14 protein-coding genes are annotated in these 16919 nt (G+C 74.4%); 4 read left to right on the forward strand and 10 right to left on the reverse strand.

Annotation, left to right across the window (positions count from 1 at the left end):
- Positions 1-128 precede the first annotated feature (128 nt).
- The 5 genes from argB to ACI78Z_RS23515 all read right to left on the reverse strand — a co-directional run bounded on the left by argB (position 129) and on the right by ACI78Z_RS23515 (position 5688).
- Positions 129-1154, reverse strand: a complete 1026-nt coding sequence (gene argB, locus ACI78Z_RS23495) for an acetylglutamate kinase (RefSeq protein WP_457038953.1) — start codon at positions 1152-1154, stop codon at positions 129-131.
- 113 nt (positions 1155-1267) lie between these two features.
- Complete coding sequence (locus ACI78Z_RS23500; protein ID WP_457038954.1) at positions 1268-2002, reverse strand: GNAT family N-acetyltransferase; 735 nt, start codon at positions 2000-2002, stop codon at positions 1268-1270.
- 198 nt (positions 2003-2200) lie between these two features.
- Positions 2201-2728, reverse strand: a complete 528-nt coding sequence (locus ACI78Z_RS23505) for a hypothetical protein (RefSeq protein WP_457038955.1) — start codon at positions 2726-2728, stop codon at positions 2201-2203.
- A gap of 1228 nt (positions 2729-3956) precedes the next feature.
- On the reverse strand, positions 3957-4079 hold the full coding sequence (locus tag ACI78Z_RS23510; protein ID WP_457038956.1) for a hypothetical protein: 123 nt from the start codon (positions 4077-4079) through the stop codon (positions 3957-3959).
- Between the two features lie 175 nt (positions 4080-4254).
- The gene (locus ACI78Z_RS23515; protein ID WP_457038957.1) at positions 4255-5688 is read right to left on the reverse strand and encodes a M1 family aminopeptidase; all 1434 of its coding nucleotides are present in this window, start codon (positions 5686-5688) and stop codon (positions 4255-4257) included.
- Between the two features lie 266 nt (positions 5689-5954).
- Here ACI78Z_RS23515 and ACI78Z_RS23520 point away from each other — a divergent pair, with 266 nt between their 5' ends.
- On the forward strand, positions 5955-7151 hold the full coding sequence (locus tag ACI78Z_RS23520; protein WP_457038958.1) for a hypothetical protein: 1197 nt from the start codon (positions 5955-5957) through the stop codon (positions 7149-7151).
- A gap of 51 nt (positions 7152-7202) precedes the next feature.
- Here ACI78Z_RS23520 and ACI78Z_RS23525 read toward each other — a convergent pair whose 3' ends face one another.
- The 3 genes from ACI78Z_RS23525 to ACI78Z_RS23535 are packed head-to-tail and all read right to left on the reverse strand — an operon-like array spanning position 7203 to position 13241.
- Positions 7203-7901, reverse strand: a complete 699-nt coding sequence (locus ACI78Z_RS23525; protein ID WP_457038959.1) for a BPL-N domain-containing protein — start codon at positions 7899-7901, stop codon at positions 7203-7205.
- A complete protein-coding gene (locus tag ACI78Z_RS23530) occupies positions 7891-9189 on the reverse strand; it encodes a heparan-alpha-glucosaminide N-acetyltransferase domain-containing protein (RefSeq protein ID WP_457038960.1) in 1299 nt (432 codons plus the stop codon). Before ACI78Z_RS23530 ends, ACI78Z_RS23525 begins: the two co-directional genes overlap by 11 nt.
- Positions 9186-13241 carry a Pls/PosA family non-ribosomal peptide synthetase gene (locus tag ACI78Z_RS23535; RefSeq protein WP_457038961.1) on the reverse strand — a complete coding sequence of 1352 codons (4056 nt, stop codon included), beginning with the start codon at positions 13239-13241 and terminating at the stop codon, positions 9186-9188. The genes ACI78Z_RS23530 and ACI78Z_RS23535 overlap by 4 nt, the downstream gene beginning before the upstream one ends.
- Before the next feature lie 361 nt (positions 13242-13602).
- On the opposite strand from ACI78Z_RS23535, the gene ACI78Z_RS23540 reads away from it, so the two are divergent.
- The 3 genes from ACI78Z_RS23540 to ACI78Z_RS23550 all read left to right on the forward strand — a co-directional run bounded on the left by ACI78Z_RS23540 (position 13603) and on the right by ACI78Z_RS23550 (position 15579).
- Positions 13603-14337, forward strand: a complete 735-nt coding sequence (locus ACI78Z_RS23540) for a 4'-phosphopantetheinyl transferase family protein (RefSeq protein WP_457038962.1) — start codon at positions 13603-13605, stop codon at positions 14335-14337.
- Between the two features lie 141 nt (positions 14338-14478).
- Complete coding sequence (locus ACI78Z_RS23545) at positions 14479-15075, forward strand: TPM domain-containing protein (protein ID WP_457038963.1); 597 nt, start codon at positions 14479-14481, stop codon at positions 15073-15075.
- Between the two features lie 249 nt (positions 15076-15324).
- Positions 15325-15579 (forward strand): hypothetical protein, encoded by a 255-nt coding sequence (locus tag ACI78Z_RS23550; protein WP_457038964.1) that lies wholly within the window; start codon positions 15325-15327, stop codon positions 15577-15579.
- A gap of 26 nt (positions 15580-15605) precedes the next feature.
- Here the strand turns inward: ACI78Z_RS23550 and ACI78Z_RS23555 are convergent, their stop codons facing one another.
- Complete coding sequence (locus tag ACI78Z_RS23555; protein ID WP_457038966.1) at positions 15606-16442, reverse strand: hypothetical protein; 837 nt, start codon at positions 16440-16442, stop codon at positions 15606-15608.
- A gap of 83 nt (positions 16443-16525) precedes the next feature.
- Entirely contained in the window at positions 16526-16690 is a 165-nt protein-coding gene (locus ACI78Z_RS23560) for a hypothetical protein (RefSeq protein ID WP_457038965.1), read from the reverse strand.
- Between the last annotated feature and the right edge of the window lie 229 nt (positions 16691-16919).

A 16919-nucleotide genomic window follows, 5' to 3' on the forward strand; every position in this document is an offset into this window, starting at 1 on the left:
GTCGGTGTACGCCCGCCCGTCGACGTCCCACACGGTGGCGCCCGCGCCGCGGGCCAGCGCCACCGGCGGGGTCTTGTAGTTGTTCATCATCACCGCCGACCAGCGGGCGGCCAGCTCCTCCGTGCGGCTCACCGCGCGGCCTCCGCGTCGGCCGGAACCGGGCTCGCGCCGTCGACCGCCGGGAGGACCATCGTGCCGGTACCCTCGGACGTGAACATCTCCAGCAGCAGGGCGTGCGGGGTGCGCCCGTCTACGACGGTCGCCCGCGTCACCCCGCCCTCGACCGCCCGCAGGCAGGCGGCCATCTTCGGCACCATCCCCGAGTCCAGCGTGGGCAGGACCTCGGCCAGCTCCCGGCTGTCGATCTTCTGGACCAGCGAGTCCCGGTGGGGCCAGTCGGCGTAGAGGCCCTCGACGTCGGTGAGGACGACGAGCTTCACCGCGCCCAGCGCGACGGCGACCGCGGCGGCGGCGGTGTCGGCGTTGACGTTGTGCACCACGCCGTCCCGGTCCGGGGCGACGGTGGCGATCACCGGGATGTGCCCGGAGTCCAGGAGTGCGCGCACCGGCGCGGGGTCGACGGCGACCACGTCGCCGACCAGGCCGACGTCGACCGGTTCGCCGTCCACCGTGGCGGGGGTGCGCTCGGCGGTGAACAGGCCGCCGTCCTCACCGGACAGGCCGGCCGCGCGTCCGCCCTGCTCGTTGATCAGCCCCACGACCTCGGGGCCCACCTGGCCGACCAGCACCATCCGGACGACCTCGATGGTCTCCTCGGTGGTCACCCGCAGGCCGCCGCGGAACTCGCTGGCGATGCCCAGGCGGTCGAGCATCGCGGTGACCTGCGGCCCGCCGCCGTGCACGACGACGGGCAGGATGCCGCAGGTCCGCAGGAAGACCATGTCCTCGGCGAAGGCCCGGCGGCACTCCTCGTCGACCATCGCGTGACCGCCGTACTTGACCACCACGACGTTGCCGTGGAACTCCTTGAGCCACGGCAGCGCCCCGGTCAGGACGGCGACCTTCTGCTGATCGCCCTCCGGGTCGTAGGTGCGCATCACGCGCGTGGTGCCGATCCGCCGACGGGGCCGCGGCGTCGCGAGCGGGGGGTCCACCCGGGGGGTGGCCAGGTTCTCCGTGACCAGTTGTGTCATGTCGAGTGCACCGTTCTCGTAGACGTCTGCAAGGGCTGGGATGCGGGTCCGGGAGGGGTCCTCCAGGAGCCGCGGTCGGGGTCGGCGCGGGGCCGGTGGGGTGGCACCGGGCGTCAACCCCCACCGCTGTGCACGCCGACGAGGGATCGCGTCCAGGCGACCTCGTGCTGCATCTGGCCGGTGCGCTGGAAGAGCCGGACCTGGTGCGTACCGGCCAGCACGCGGGTGAGGGCGTCGCGGTCGACGGGTTCGAAGCCCAGCCGTCGCCAGAAGGGCCCGCGATGGCGGCTGAACAACCACGCCTGACGGGCGCCCTCCTCGGCCGCCCGCTCCAGGGTGAAGGCGGCCAGGCGCAGACCCAGGCCCTCACGCCGCCACGCCGGATCGACGGCGACGCTCCGGATCAGCGCCTGCCGACCGTCCGCCGACAGCTCGTACCCTGCGGAGCCCCGCACCTCCCCCGTGGCGTCGCGCAGCACCCACAGCCGCACGGCCGGGTCCCGGAGGCCACTGCTCGTCAGGTCGGCGCGGGTCAGGAACCGGAGCACATCGGGGACGTCCGCGGGGGTGAGCCGGGCGAGCGTTTCCTCGAACCGGGAGCCCCGGCTGTCGACCGGCAGAGCCAGGTGCCCCGGCTGTGGGTGCTGAGGCGTGGCGGGGAACACCGGCTGCGAGGCGGCACCGACGAGGACGGCGCTGCCGGCCGGTGCGTGCCTGGCCGGTGTCCGGAGCCGGGCGCGCCGCCGTCGGCGGTCGGCCGGGCGAGGGCCTCCGGCATCGGCAGGACCGACCGCAGCGGCCACGAGACCGAGGGCGAGGGCGAGCAGGCTCGGGAGGACGGCGTACACGGTCCTCCAGCGCTGCTCTGAGGGGTGAGTGGAGACAGGCGTCGGGGTCAGGGGTGGCCTCATGGGTCAGGTCCTTGGATTACGTGGGCATGCAGGCGTGCGTTCAGTCGTGGGCGCTGCGGGATGGGCGCATGCCAGAGACCGGCTGCCGGTCAGCACGCCCGTGGAGGGACGTGGCGGCTCAGCCGGGGAAGAGGGTCAGTCGGGGCAGCAGCCCGGGTCGTCGGCGCCCCCGACGACCGATCCGGCGACACCGGAGTGGAGCAGGACGGCGGCGGCACCGAGGGACGGTGCCGCCAGGGCGGCAGGCAGGACCGCCACCGGGAGGCCGAACGCGCACTCGCTGCCCGCACCGCACGAGGCCGAGGACGCGTGTGCGCCCGTCGCCGGCGCGCTCGGCGCGACCGGTGCGGGCGGCGGCGGGGCCAGGGGAGCGGGCACCGGCGGAGCCGGGGCCGGCGGCGGAGCGACCGGGACCTCGTCGGCGGCGACGACGGCCGTGGCCGCGGATGCCCCGGGAGCGGGGTCGTCCCGCTCGGCCGAGGACGCGAGCCCCCAGGACGACACGACGGCACTGCTCTGCACCGGCGCGTCGTCGTCGGCCGGGGCCAGCAGCGCCTCCCGGAAGACCGACGGTGTCGGGGCAGGCAGGGGATCTGTGGCGGGGACGGCGACGGCCTCCGGCCTGGGGGCAGCGCTCTCATTGCCCGTGGCCTCGGGGACCACGACCTCGGCGTCCAGGGTGGTCGTGACCGTCGCCGCCTGGGGCGCCGCGGGGTCGGCCGTGGGAACCGGCGCACCCCCCGTCCCCGCATCCGTCGCCGGGGGCGTGTCCGCGGGGCTCGCAGCGTCCTCCGGGGTGGTCGTCCCGCGGGAGGCCGTCTCCGGGGTGGTCGTCTCCGGGTTGCTCGGTGGCGTCGATCCCGGAGCCGCCGGGGTGGCTGGGGACGGCGCAGCCGGGACCGCGGGCGCGGGCGTCGACCCCGGTGCTGCCGGCGCAGGCGTCCCCGCCGGGGGTGTCTCCGGCGTGGACGTCACGGGCTGGGGTGTCACGGGCGAGGGCTCAGCCACCGGGGCGGGGGCGGGAGTGGCCGGCTCGTCCCCCGACGAGCCACTCGGAGACTCCGGAGCGGCCGCATCGCCACCGGAGGAGGGGGCGGGGGTGGCCGGCTCGGACGGCGGGGCGACGTCCGCCGGCCCGCCGGGTGCACCGGAACCGGTGGCCGGTTCGTCCACGTCGTGGTCGTGCGGCACGGGCGCCGGGGGCATCGGCTGGTCCGGCCAGTCGACGTCGTGCCGCTCGGCCGCGGGCGCAGGGAACGGCACGGACTCGCCCTGCTCGGCGGTGGGGGCCTCCTGCGGCGTGTGGGCGGCGGCGGAGCCGGCCGACACGACCGTTGCCACCCATGCGAGTCCGAGGAACAGCGCGACCAGGACGACCCGCCGGACCCACGGGGGGAGCGTCGCCGACACGGCGGACGCGACTACGGAGAGTGACGCATATGCGCCACGCGCCGTCGCGCCATCGACCGCGCCCGTGTGCACTCGCCGCTCCCGGACCACATCCGTTCGAACGACGATGTGGCACGTGACGTGGGCCCTCTTCCCCCGTCACTGAACTCGACTGTCAGCTGGACATGAGGAGGCGTCAACCGATTCGGGCACAACTCGTGTACACGCCGGGTCGAAAAACACGGAGAGTCACCATCCAACCCGGTTACGCAGCGAGACAGTTCCGTTTGATCCCATCGCCCGAGGGTCCGCAGAGGCGACGGCATCGCCCGGCGACGACCGCCGTCGAGCGGCAGGAGGCCGCAGCCGTGGACGGTGTCGCGCAGTCTCGCGGCGTCGGGGCGGGCGTCGACGTCCTCCGCGTAGCGGATCACCTATGAGACGGGCAGCGCCAGGCACGGGGCGGCCAGGGGCCGATGCTGCTCACCGGCCGCCCGGCCGGTCAGGTCGACGTCCTCCCGCGGATCACGATCGCCCCACCCCGGCACACGGCGACGCCGTTGATCGTCACGTCCAGCCGGTCGCGTTCGAACGCGGCGTCGGTGGTGCCGATCGCGCCCAGCACCCGGCCCCAGTCGGGGGGCGTTGCCGAACAGCGCGGTCTCGAGCGGGTCGTTCCGGGCGCAGGCGCGGCCGGCGGTCAACGCGTCCTCGACGCCGGCCGCGCCCCGGACGGTGATCGCGATGTCCTTGAGATCCGTCGCTCTCGGCCGGCCGCCGGAGTCCGGGCACCGGCGGGGTCAGGACAGGGCGCCGACCTGACGCAGCACCTCGAGGACCTCCGGCAGGTCGGAGAACGCCTCCCGCACGTCGTCCGGGGTGACGATGGAGTGGGCGTTCGTCTCCAGGTAGTCGGCCAGGGCGGCGTCGAAGGCCTCCCGGCCGGCCCGCTCGCGGGCCTCGACCAGGGCGGCGCCCCCGAGCGTGTAGACGGTGTCGTAGTAGGTGCTGCTGGGCCGCCGGAACTCCGCCGCCCAGTACGTCATGGAGCCACCCACCGGCGGGGCCTCCGCCGTGGCGAGGTGGGCGAACGGCTGCTCGTCGCCGTCGGCCACCGACTGGGCGAACGTCGCGAACGACTCGTCCAGCCAGGGGTGCTCGCCCTGGTCGTTGCCGACCCACCCGTAGAACCACATGTGCGCGAGCTCGTGCGTCACCAGCCCGCGACGCTCTGCCGGGTCCACGTCCCCGAACTGGATCGCCCCGGGGAACTCGATGCCGCTCGTCTGGCTGGAGAGCACCACGACCCACAGGTCGTCGTAGGGGAACGGGCCGAGCAGGTCGACGAGGTCCCTGTTGGACTCGGCGATCTGGTCCAGCCAGGCCCCCGCGTCGGCCTCCTCCACCGCCCGGTCCAGGCCCACCCGCACGCGGACGCCGTCGATCGTCCGCTCGGTCACGTCCAGGTCCCCGACCGCGACGGCGACGTCGCGCACCGCCGGGGCGGTGAAGCGGTGGACGGTCGTCCCGCCCTCCCCGCCCTCCGTCCCGTCCGCCTCCCCGGTGCCGAGGACCTCGTAGCCGGACGGCGCGACGACCTCCAGCGAGTCCAGCAGGAAGTCCTCGCTCACGGCGGTCTCGCCGTTGACCGGGACGGCCGGACCGCGCTCCCACCCGCGCCCCCGCTCCCATGCCAGGAGGGGGAACGCGGTGGCGAACCAGGCGACCTCCGCGTCGGAGGAGGTCCCGACCCGCTCGTTGACCTCCTCGCCGAGGACCAGGTCGAACGTCAGCTCGGCGGTGACGGTCTCCCCCGCCGACACGCAGTCGGGCAGCGGGACCTCGACCAGGGTGCCGGCCGGTGCGCCCTCCGGTGCGCCGGCGGCGATGTCGAGGAAGGCGGCGTCCCGGCCGTCGACCTGCACGTCCGACACCGTCAACGAGCTCCCCGCTCGCGAGGTGGCCGGCTTGTTGGGCCAGGACCGGAAGACCAGTTCGCAGGTGTCCAGGTCCGGCGTGAACTCGACGACCTCCCGGCCGGCCACCGTCGCGAGGTCGGGGGCGACCTCGAAGCGCAGGTCGACCACCGGCCGGTCGGGCCACGGCTCGGGGCCGACGGGCTCGGGGCCGACAGGCTCCGGGCCGACGTCGCCCGGGCCCGCCGAGGTGCAGCCGCTGAGGACCAGCGCCGAGCACACCAGGACACCCGTGGACCACCGTCGACCTGCGCGCATCCCCGTCCTCGAGGCCTGGGTGACCGGGCGGTCCCGGCCGACACCCCCATTCTGACGTGCACCCACCTCCTTGCGTTCCGCTCGCGACGAGGAGTGAGCCATCCGGTATCGGCAGGCGGGCCGGTGTCCCTGGGGCGGGTGAATCGAATGTGACGACCGTGACCGACTGTTATCTAGCGGATGCGCACCGCATGTGTCAGCCTCGAAGAGTCACTACGCAATCACTGTCCGTCGCCACGGGTGAGCGGGCGTCCGGAGGACCACTCGTGCGCAGTTCCCTCTCTACGGCCGGCCGTCGGGCCAGCGTCCTCGCGGCCGCGGCTCTCGTGTCCCTGACCACCGCCGCGTGCGGTCCCGCCGACCTCCAGCTCGGCACCGCCGGCGCGGCCGGCCAGTCCGACACGAGCAGCCGGACGGCGATCGACCCGCCGGTCGCGATCGGCGACGCCGCCACGCAGCCGAGCGACGCCGTCCCGACGCCCGTGCCGACCCCTCCGGCACCGGCCCCTCCGACCCCGGTCCAGACGCAGCCGCAGACCCCCGCCGCCGGGTCCCCCGGGTCGCCGGTCGAGGACGTGGACGAGCCCGCGGCGGCATTCGTCCCGTCCCACGTCGCCTCCGGGGTCCCGCCGGCGGCCGGGACGGCAGGCCAGGGACGGCGTGACTCCTCGTCGGGCCGGTCGACGAGCGCCCCTGCCCCCGCTCCTGCCCCCGTCGCCGCGGCCGCCGCACCCACCGCTGCCGGTGCCTCCACCGGCGGGTCGGGCGGGGCGTTCACCGACCAGGCGCGCTGGTCCTTCACCGCGGGCAACGGCCAGACCGGCAACTACCTGCTCTACGCCGCCGGCATCGACCCGGCGAAGCCGGTGGGGCTGGTCGTCTACGTCGACGGCACCGGCGAGTACGGCGTGGACAACCCGACCTCGTCCTACGCGCTGGGTGGCTCGTCGGGGCTGGTGGCCACCAGCAGGGCGCGCAACATGATCACGCTCGCCGTGGAGAGCCCCAACCAGTCCTGCGAGTGCTGGCACAGCGGCGACACCGGTGCCTATGCGGACTTCCTCGCCGGGCTCGTCGAGAGGCAGCTGAGCAGCTACCCAGTCAGCGAGGTGTGGCTCAGCGGCTTCTCCTCCGGCGCGCAGGAGATCACCCGCTTCCTCGTGCCGCGGCACCCGGAGCTGATGCGCCTCGGCGGCGGCTGGGTGGTGTTCGGCGGCGGTGGCCCGCCGGCCGACGGCGGGTCCGCCGTGACCGCGGCACGCATGGCCGGGGTCCGCGGCCACTGGTTCACCGGCACCGCCGACACGTCGGTCCCGCTGACCGCCTCCTGGGGCGCGCAGGCCGGGGAGCGGTTCTACGCCGGTCGCGGCGTCGTCACGTCGAGCGAGTACCCGGCCGGCGTCGGCCATGCCCTCGACGGCCGGCTGGGCCGCACGGTCGGGCAACTGATCGACGCCTCGTGACCACCACGGTGGGCGCTCCCCCACGGGGAGCGCCCACCGTGGCGCCCGGGTTCAGCGCGGGCAGCCGGCCGTCAGCACCCGGTCCACCAGGTCCTGGGTGAGGTCGGCCCGGACGTCGTCGGGCACCGGGAGCCCGCTGTCGGTGTACCAGTCCGGCGTGGCCTCGGGGTGCGGCCCCACGACTGCCACCGCACCTCGGCCGAAGGGCGCGACGACCGCCGCGGGCAGCCCGTTGTCGTAGGTGGCCAGCACCTCCGCCGGTCCCCGGGCCGGGTCCAGGTCGAACCAGGCACCGTCCTGGAAGTAGACCTGGCGACGGCGTCCCGCCCAGGTCAGCGTGACGAGGCTGTCGCCGTCGTGGTCGGGACGGGCGCCGGGCGAGGAGATGAACCGGTCGGCGTCCCCGGGCAGCAGGCCGAAGCCGGGGGTCTCGCCGGCGAGGTACCCGCCCAGGCAGAACCCGAGGTACGCCCCACCGGACCCGACGAACTCCCGGATGGCCTCGCGGGAGCGCCTCATCTTCCGGTACGCCCGCCGCAGGCCACCTCCGCCCGGCTGGGCGTAGAGCCGGGCGCCGGCGAGCACGCCCGGCTCCAGCGGCAGTTCCTCGCGCGGCCCGACGAAGCGGACGTCGAGGTCCCGCCGGCTCCGGCGCAGCGCGGCCGCCACCGCCTCCGGGCACCCGGGGGTGGACGCCGGCCCGCGGTAGACCAGCGCCAGGTCACGGCGACCCGAGGGTTCAGGGGGCACGGACCCGACCGTCTGCGTCGAGCACCAGCGCCTCCCGCCGCGGTGACGTCGCCGACTGCACCCTGCGGCGCACCGCACCGGTCGCCCGGGCCACGAGCTCCTCCAGTGGGCCGCGCGCGTGGTAGCGGCTCCACACCAGCGCGAGCGCCACGACGACCGCGAGGTGGATGAGCAGACCCGTGAGGTCGCCGGGGAGAAGGCCCAGCATCAGCAGGTGCAGGGAGTACAGCGTCAGCGTCATGCTCCCCGCGGCGGCCAGCGGCCGCAGGAGCACGCTGGTGGTGCGGCCGACGAGGATGGCGACGCCGAGCACGACCAGACCGAGCCCGATGGTGGAGGCCAGGTCCAGCGGGGTGGTCGAGTGCGGCGCCAGGCTGGCCAGCCACCAGGCCGTGTCCGTCGGCGTCGTCCCGGCCCACCCGGTCGCCATGACCTCGGCCAGCTCGTCCGAGGACATCGACGCGCTCGCGGCTGCCTCGAGGTCGATGCGGCCGCCCAGGACGTCGAGCAGGAACCACGAGACCGTCTGCGCGGCCACGACCAGCCCGGCGCCGGTCAGGACGATGAGCCCGACCGTGCGCCGCGACGTCAGCAGCGCACGCCCGACCGCCAGGCCGGCGCAGAGGTAGGCCATCCACGGCAGCGCCGGGTACACGCCGGTCAGCGCGAGCTCCCGCAGCACCAGGCCCGGCTCGCTGACCAGGGCGCCGAACGTCAGGTTCGGCACCGTGTCCCGCACCTCCGTGCCCGACCGCAGCCAGTGGCTGAGGACCGGCACGACCACCGCGATCGTCGCAGCCAGGGCGATGAGGGCACGGCTGGACAGGGTCAGCAGCGGGACGGCCAGCACGAACAGCAGCGCGTAGTACGGCAGGATCACCGCGGCGAGGTCGGCGGGCACCACGGCACCCAGGAGCAGCCCGACGCCGCCGATGATGAGCGCCCGCACCAGCAGCGCGGCCGCGTGCCCGGGCCAGGTCCGCGCGGTCGGCCGCTGCCGGCGGCCGGTGGCGAACGCGACACCGACGCCTGCCAACAGCGCGAACAGGGCCGCCGACTTGCCCCCGGCCAGCGTCCAGGCCAGCGACACGTTGCCCTCGTCGTCGACGGAGTCGATGGTGTGCACGGCCATCATGCCGAACAGCGCGATCCCGCGGGCGGCGTCGACGCCGACCAAGCGGGCGCTCGACCGCAGGGTCGGCGCGCTGCTCGACGGGGTGCCCGGGACGTCGCCGGACGGGGCCGGCTCGCAGGCGTGGGGCAGCGACGGCTGCGTGCTCGCGGTCATCGCCGGACCGCCGTCGCCCCGGCCGGCACCCGGCGCCGGTCGCGCGCCGGCGCGGCCGTCGGAGCCCGTCCCACCTTCTGAGCCGGGATGCCGCACCAGGTGGTCTCCCTCGGCAGCACCTCGCCCTTCATCGCCAGCGACATTGCCGACAGGGTGGCGTCCTCCTCCACGACCGAGCCGTAGAGGACGACGGCCTTGTCGCCGATGGTCGCGCGGTCGCGCAGGGTGACGTGGTCCATCTTCATGACGCGGTCCTCGAAGAGGTGGGTCTGCAGCGATGCGTTCGTGCCGACCGAGACGTCGTCCCCGATGGTCACGAGGTCGAACTCGGTGAGGTACGTCGTGTCGACCAGCGTCCGCCGGCCGACCCGGGACCCGAACAGCCGCAGCGCCGGGCCGAGCAGGGGCGTGCCGGTGAGGAAGGTGAGCAGGGCCGGCACCGCCGCCGCCTCGTAGATGCCGGTCACGAACTCCGTCCGGCGGACGAAGCCGCTCCACAGCGGCCGCACCCGCGGCCGGTAGCGGCCGACGACGACCCACTTGAGCGCGGCCACGAGGACGACCACCAGGACGCTGGAGGTCAGGGCGACCAGCGGCGCGAGCAGCACGGTGGCCACCGTGTTCCAGGAGAGCGCCAGCGCCGAGAGGCCGTACAGGGTCGCGAAGGTCGCGACGGCCAGCAGGGAACTCGGCAGCACGATCCGGAGGGCCTCGATCGCGTAGCGGGCACGGACCTGCCGGCGCGAGGGGGCGTAGGTGTCGGCCTCGGTGAACTTCTCGAACACCTCGCGGCGGGGGAGGAAGAACGGCGGCGAGCCGAGCCACGAGGTGCCGGCCTCGGTGCCGGCGGTCGGCGGGACCGAGCGGACGCCGATGAGCGACCCGTCCCCGAGGTGCGACCCCGACGGGACGAAGGCGGCGTTCCCGACGAAGGCGCGGGAGCCGATCTCGGTCCGCCGGAAGGCGACGTGGCCGTTGGCGTAGGTGGCGCTGCCCACGCTGGCCATGTCGGCCACGAAGCTGCCCTCGCCCACCGTGAGCAAGTCCGGGTCGATGTTGGCGATGGTGGACACCTCGGCGCCCTTGCCGACCCGGGTCCCGAGCGCCCGCAGCCACATCGGCGTGTAGAGCGTGGAGTACATGGTGTTGTTGAACAGCAGGCTCTGCTCGAGCAGTTTGTCCCCCAGCCACTTCTCCAGGCCCAGCTGCGACCGCAGGTGGTGCACGCCCTCCGGGGTCGCCGGCAGCACGAGGCGCCGGGCACCCAGGATGAGGGCGCACGAGGCCGCCACGAACAGCGGGCCGGACAGCGCCGTGGCCAGGAGGCCGGCCGCCGTCCCGAAGCTGAGCAGGACCCACCAGACGACCGCCACCACCGGCAGCAGGATGAGGAACGGCAGCAGCTCGAGCAGCAGGACACCACCGGCGAAGCCGGCCAGGAGGTGGCTGGGCCAGGTGCGCGGCGCCTCGTCGCAGGCCGCCATGAGCTCGACGACCGGGTCCATCGAGTCGGGCGCCGGACGGGCCGGGGACCCGGCCCAGGTCTCGCCGGCGGGGACGCTCCGGCGGGACGGCAGCAGCGACTGGTCGCTGAGGATGGCGTTCTCGCCGACCTGCGAGTCGCACTCCAGCACGCTCTCGGAGCCGACGACCGCGCCGGCACCGACGGTGACCGGGCCGATGGTCAGGATGCCCTCGGCCACGCGGTGGGCGTGCAGCTGCGTGCCGTAGCCGATCGTGGCGCCGCGGCCCACCCGCAGCATGGACGGCAGCGAGACGTTCGCCGTCCCGATGTGGGCCTCGTCGTCGATCTGCGCACCGGCCAGCCGCAGGTAGGTCACCGCCCACGGCGATCCGCTGAGGACGGTGAGCGGGGAGATCGACATCAGCTTCTGGAGGATCCACACCCGCAGGTGCATGCCGCCCCACAGCGGGTGGTCACCGGCGCGCAGCCCCCGGGAGAGCAGCCGCGCGCCGACGACCGGGAAGACCCAGCGGGCCAGCAGGTAGACGGCCGGCAGCGCGATCGCCAGCTGGAGGACCAGGGCGAGCGAGGGCTGACCGTCGTTGAGCCCGTACAGGACGCCGACGGGGAACAGGAACAGCAGGATGATCGCGTAGAGGACCGCGACCTGCGCCGTCCCGAAGCCGACGACCCGCTGCCGGGACGGCGGTGCCGGCCGGGGCTCGCGCGGCTCGAGCGTCACCGGCTCGTCGGACCGGCCGGTGGTGCCGTCCTCGAGGAAGGTCGCCAGGTCCCGGACGGTGGGGTGCTTGTAGAAGTCCAGGATGGACAGCCCCGAGCCGAGCTCGCTCTCCCGCATCGCGGACACGACGTTCGCCGCGACGAGGGAGTGCCCGCCCAGCGCCTCGAAGAAGTTGGCCTCCACCGAGACCGCGCCGGCGGGCAGGTTGAGCATCTGCTCCCACAGGCCGGCGATCCAGGCCTCCGCCGGGGTCGCCGGCGGCTCGTGCTCGCGGTCGGTGCGGATCAGCCGGGGACGGGTGGGCGCGGGCAGCCGGCCGCGGTCGGCCTTGCCGCTGGGCAGCATCGGGATCGAGGTCACAGCGTCGAGGTACGACGGGACCATGTAGGGCGGCATCTGGGCCACCAGCTGCTCGTGCAGCTTGGGGAGGACGGCGTCGGCCGCCCGGGCGTCCCGGAGGATGACGTAGCCCGCGAGCTCCCCGCCGGTGTCGGGGGACGGCAGGAGCGTCACCACCGCCCCGGTCACCTCGTCGTGCTCGAGGAGGACGCTCTCGATCTCCTGGAGGTCCACGCGGTGCCCCCGCACCTTGACCTCGCTGTCCGCCCGTCCCAGGTACTCCAGCTCACCGTCGGGCAGGAAGCGGCCCAGGTCGCCGGTGCGGTAGATGCGCTCACCCGGGATGCCGCGGGGGTCGGGGATGAACCGGTCGGCGGTGAGGTCGGGGCGGTTCACGTAGCCGCGCGCCACGCCGGGACCGCCGACGCAGATCTCGCCGACCTGCCCCGCGGGGACCGGCCTGCGGTCGTCGTCGAGCAGGGTGACCCGGTAGGTCGGCAGGGGGCGGCCGATGGTGACCTGCTTGCCCGGCCGGAGCTCGGCCATCGTGCAGGTGACGGTGGTCTCGGTGGGCCCGTAGGTGTTGAGGATCCGGCGGCCGGGTCCCCAGCGGTCGACCAGCTCGCGGGGGCAGGCCTCGCCGCCGACGTTCACCGTGCGGATCAGCGGCAGGGTGCGGTCGAGGGTCGCCAGCACGGTCGGGACGCAGTAGATCATCGTGATCTCGTTGTCCTCGAGGAAGTCGGCCAGACCCGACCCGACGCGGCGGCCGTCGGTGGGGCCGGCGACGAGCGTCGCGCCGACCGCCCAGGTGGGCCAGATCTCCTCGATGGAGAAGTCGAAGGCGATGGTCATGCCCTGGTAGACGCGGTCGGTGGGCTCGACCCCGTACAGGGACGGCACGATGCCGATGAAGTTGCAGATGCTCGACTGGGTGATCTCGACGCCCTTGGGGCGGCCGCTCGAGCCCGAGGTGTAGATGATGTAGCAGACCGGGTCGCCGTCGGACTCGATGCCCGGACGGGCGCTCGACTGGACCGCGAGCTCGGGTCCCAGCTCGTCGAGGTACAGGCCCTCGCAGGGCAGCGCGACGCAGGACGCGGCGAACGACGTGTGCGTCACCAGCAGGCTCAGCGAGGAGTCCTCGGCGATGTACTGCAGCCGGTCGGCGGGCGCCTCGGGGTCGATCGGGACGAACGTCGCCTCGGTCTTCGTGACGGCCAGCAGCGCGACGTAGGTGTCCACCGAGCGGTGCAGGAGGATCCCCACGCGGACGCCGGCGCGCGCGCCGCGGGACATCAGCAGGTTCGCCAGCCGGTTGGCGCGCTGGTCCAGGTCCGCGTAGGAGACGCGGTCGCCCTCGCACTCGAGCGCGGTGGCCGAGGGTCGCTCGTCGCAGGTGCGCTCGAAGAACCGGCTCAGCCGGGTCACCAGCGAGCGCTGGCCGGAGATCTCCGCCACGAAGTTGTCGTGCAGCCGGTACGACGTGGCGGTGTTGTCCCGCATCTCGTATCCGGGAGTTGCGGTCGGGGACTGCCGCTCGGCATCTCCCGCGAATGCCGAGAAGGAATCCCAGTCATCGCTGTGCGTCGTCATATATTCACTCTCTGGTGCCCTTCAGGGAACGAACTTCCCGAGGTTAGGTGCGGGTTTCCGGACGGTGCAAAGCCCCGTGGCGACGCCGGGGACCTTCCCGTGTCGGCCTCTTGACCTGGCCGAATTGGCGTTGCGCTCACGGGGGATGACCGATGCGTTTCGAACTGTGATGAGAGCGCACGGAAAAGCGCCGATGGCCTACATTCCGCTGCCGGGCACTCACGCAGAGCAGGTCGACGGCGTCTCGTTGCCTCGTCGACACGCCCGGATCGTGAGGAAGGTGGATCGTCGAATGGGAGAAAGGTCACCCGATGGTGAGCCCGTCGTCCTCCTCGCCCGCCCCGAGGACGTGCTGGGCCGCGGAGGCGAGCACCTCCTGACGCTCCGCGAACGACGGCGCGCCGCCGCCCTGCGCCACCGGGCCGACCGCGACGCCCACGTCGCAGCACACCTGCTCGTCCGCCACTGCGCCGCGGCGCTGACCGGTCGGCCGGTCGAGGCGCTCGAACTGGTGCAGGACTGCGCGGAGTGCGGCTCGACCGACCACGGCAGGCCCTCGATCGCCGGTCTCCCCGAGCTGCACGTCAGCCTGGCGCACACCCGCGGCGCCGTGGTGGCGGGCGCGGACCGCCAGCCGATCGGCGTCGACGTCGAGAGAGCGCGGACGAGGGACCTCGCCCCCGCCGTCCTGGCCCACACCCTCACCGCCGCCGAGGCGGCCCGGGTCCGCTCGGCGAGCGACCCGCCGCTCGCCTTCCTCCGCCACTGGGTGCGCAAGGAGTGCCTGGTGAAGCTGGGCGTGGTCACCCTCGACGCGCTGTCCCGCGTGGAGCTGGACCTCGCGACGGAGCAGGACGTCGATGAGGGACGCACGCGCAGCCGCTTCGGCCCCCTGCACCTGCTGGACTGGTTCGACCCGACCCTGGACGTCGCCGTCGCGGCGGCCGCCCACCGGCCCCCGGTGGTCGGCTCCGCCGACATCTGGGCGCCTTCCCGCCGGTCGTGACGCGGCCCGTCACCCGCCCGACGCGCGTCCCCGACCCGCGGGCGTCGTTCCCCCGATGGGGCAGTGGACCTCCGCGATCTGCGGATCCGTGCGTAGAGTCCGCCTCCGGCCGAGCCTGTCCCCGTCCTCCCGGAGGTTCCCTTGCGCAGGGCTGTGACCGTCCTGGGTGCCCTGGCACTCGTGTTGTCGGCTGCCGGGACGGCGTCCGCCGAGCCCCCGCAGGAGGTGACCGACCACATCACCGACCAGACCGGGCTCCTCGGCACCGGGAGGCCGGCGGCCGAGCGGGCCGTGGCGGACCTGGCGGCCGAGGACGACCTGCAGCTGTACGCCGTCTTCGTGTCCTCGTTCGACAACGCCGATCCCGGGGAGTGGGCGCGGGACACCGCACAGCTGTCCGGCCTGGACGAGACCGACGTCCTGCTCGCCGTGGCCGCCGGGGACGCGACCTACGAGTACGGGTACTGGGTCGCCGAGGACTTCCCGCTCTCCGAGGTGGACCTCGAGCGTGCGGTGACCGGCGAGGTGGAGCCCCGGCTCACGGCAGGCGACCGCTCCGGCGCGGTGCGGGCACTGGCCGTCCAACTCCAGGACCTGGCAGCGGCCGAGGAGGAGGAGGCGCGGCAGGCGGCCCCGTGGTCCGCCTCCACGATCATGCTCATCATCGGCGGCGTCGCGGTCGTCCTCCTGGCCGCCCACCTGCTCTCCCGTCGGAAGTCCTCGACGACCCCGTCCTGACGGCCGGGGACGCGGCCGTCGGCACGTGTCGGCCGGTGGGCCGGGGCGCACAGGAGCCTCACAGGTCGGTCACCGGCAGACGGCAGGCGTCCCGTCCACGCTCCCCCCATGACCTCCCCGACGGTGATCCCCAGTGCGTCGACCCCCGTCACCGCAGGACCCCCGCGGTCCTCGTCACCTCCCGACGCTGACCGGCCCGCCGTGGTCCGCACTGCCCCTGCCGGGGCGCGCACGCGGGAGGCTGTGGCCATGAGCCTCGCCGCGCCGCACGACCCGGCGCTGTGCGCGGGGCAGGGGTGCTCCCGACACCACCCGAGCAACCACCACATGCGGACCTGGCCGAAGGTCTGGCGGCCGATCCTCGGCTACTCCGACCGGATGTGCTCGCACGGGGTCGGACACCCCGACCCGGACGACGTCGTCCACCTCCAGGCGCTGGGCGGGGCCTGCACCGAGCACGCGTGCGACGGGTGCTGCATCGCGCCCCTCACCACCAGCGCCTGACGGCCGCCGCGTCCCGGAGGCAGGAGTCAGCCCTGGGTGGTGTCGCGCAGCCGCGCGGCGGCGGGGAGGGCCTCGGCGTCCTCCTCGCGGCGCAGCACCCACGAGGCGGGCAGCACCAGGCGCGGCGCGACACCGACGAGGACGGCGACCAGGACGGCGACGCCGGCCAGCGCCTCCCCGGACTCCTCCAGGTAGGTGGCGGTCACCGCCCACTGCCCGACCGCCAGGGTGGAGACGGTCGAGAGCCCGACCGAGGCCAGGCCGTACGCCGCCAGGCAGGTGAGGACGCGGCGGCGGTCGCGGCGCTCGTCGCGGCTGACGAAGGCGAGGACGGCGAGCACGGCGGAGACGAAGGCGATGCTGGCGACGACGGCGCCGGCCTGGCCGACGGCCTGCGAGAGCGCGGCCATCGCCTCGACGTGCACGGTGCCGCTGATCTTGACGACGGCGATGCCCGCGCTGACCAGGCCGACGGCGAGCCACCAGGTGCGGCGCCCCGGCGCGCGGACCGCGCCGGCGATCGCGGCGACGGCGGCCACGGCGAACAGCGCGGCGACGTAAGTGCGGGGTGCGGAGTAGGGGGCGTCCATGGACAGGGCGCGGGCCACCGGGCCGGTGGCACCGGTCAGCCGGCCGATGTAGCCGGCGGTCTCCAGCAGCACCGCGGTCGCGGCCAGGCCGACGCCGACGGGCGGCAGCGGGATGCGCCGACGGGGCGTGCGCAGCCGCGGCCGGACGGCGGGCTCAGGAGCGCTCAGCGGGTCGGCGGCCCGCACGTCGGCGAGCCGGATGCCCCGGCCGACGACCACGGCCACCGCGAAGGCGAGCAGCACCCAGACGGCCAGTCCCCCGATAATCCACATCCACACGGACGGGTCATCGGCAGGTCAGCCGCCGGTCGTGATCGGCCGGTCACACCAGAGGGGGAGGCGGGGCGGGCGGGACGTCAGCGACGCGAGTGGGCAACGCCGGGTGTGAAACCGGCGGGGAGGTCGGCGGTCGTGAAGGGTCGCGGCGTGGCGGCCCGGGCATCGGCGAGGCGGATAACGCGCCCCAGGACGAGGGCGACCCCGAGGGTCACGAGCACCCACACGACCAGCACGCCGATCACCCACGCCTCCATGCGTTCGACATCGGCAGCCGTTCTGCTCACCGTGACCGTCCGCCCAAACACCCGTACTGGACTAACTTCAGCAGCCGCGGTCAGCCGGCGCGGCGGCCGAGGGCGCGGTGGGTCCAGCCTGCGGCGGTCCACGCCTCGCGGTCCAGGGCGTTGCGGCCGTCGAGCACCCGCTTCTGCGCCACGACCCGGCCGAAGGCGACCGGGTCCAGCTCCCGGT

This window comes from Geodermatophilus sp. SYSU D01176 (genome assembly GCF_054050015.1).

What these genes read in the sequence shown, in the direction of transcription:
- argB (WP_457038953.1), bottom strand. Translation starts at nt 1,154, where the DNA reads ATGACACAACTGGTCACGGAGAACCTGGCCACCCCCCGGGTGGACCCC.
- ACI78Z_RS23515 (WP_457038957.1), bottom strand. Translation starts at nt 5,688, where the DNA reads ATGCGCGCAGGTCGACGGTGGTCCACGGGTGTCCTGGTGTGCTCGGCG.
- ACI78Z_RS23530 (WP_457038960.1), bottom strand. Translation starts at nt 9,189, where the DNA reads ATGACCGCGAGCACGCAGCCGTCGCTGCCCCACGCCTGCGAGCCGGCC.
- ACI78Z_RS23535 (WP_457038961.1), bottom strand. Translation starts at nt 13,241, where the DNA reads ATGCGGGACAACACCGCCACGTCGTACCGGCTGCACGACAACTTCGTG.
- ACI78Z_RS23550 (WP_457038964.1), top strand. Translation starts at nt 15,325, where the DNA reads ATGAGCCTCGCCGCGCCGCACGACCCGGCGCTGTGCGCGGGGCAGGGG.
- ACI78Z_RS23555 (WP_457038966.1), bottom strand. Translation starts at nt 16,442, where the DNA reads ATGTGGATTATCGGGGGACTGGCCGTCTGGGTGCTGCTCGCCTTCGCG.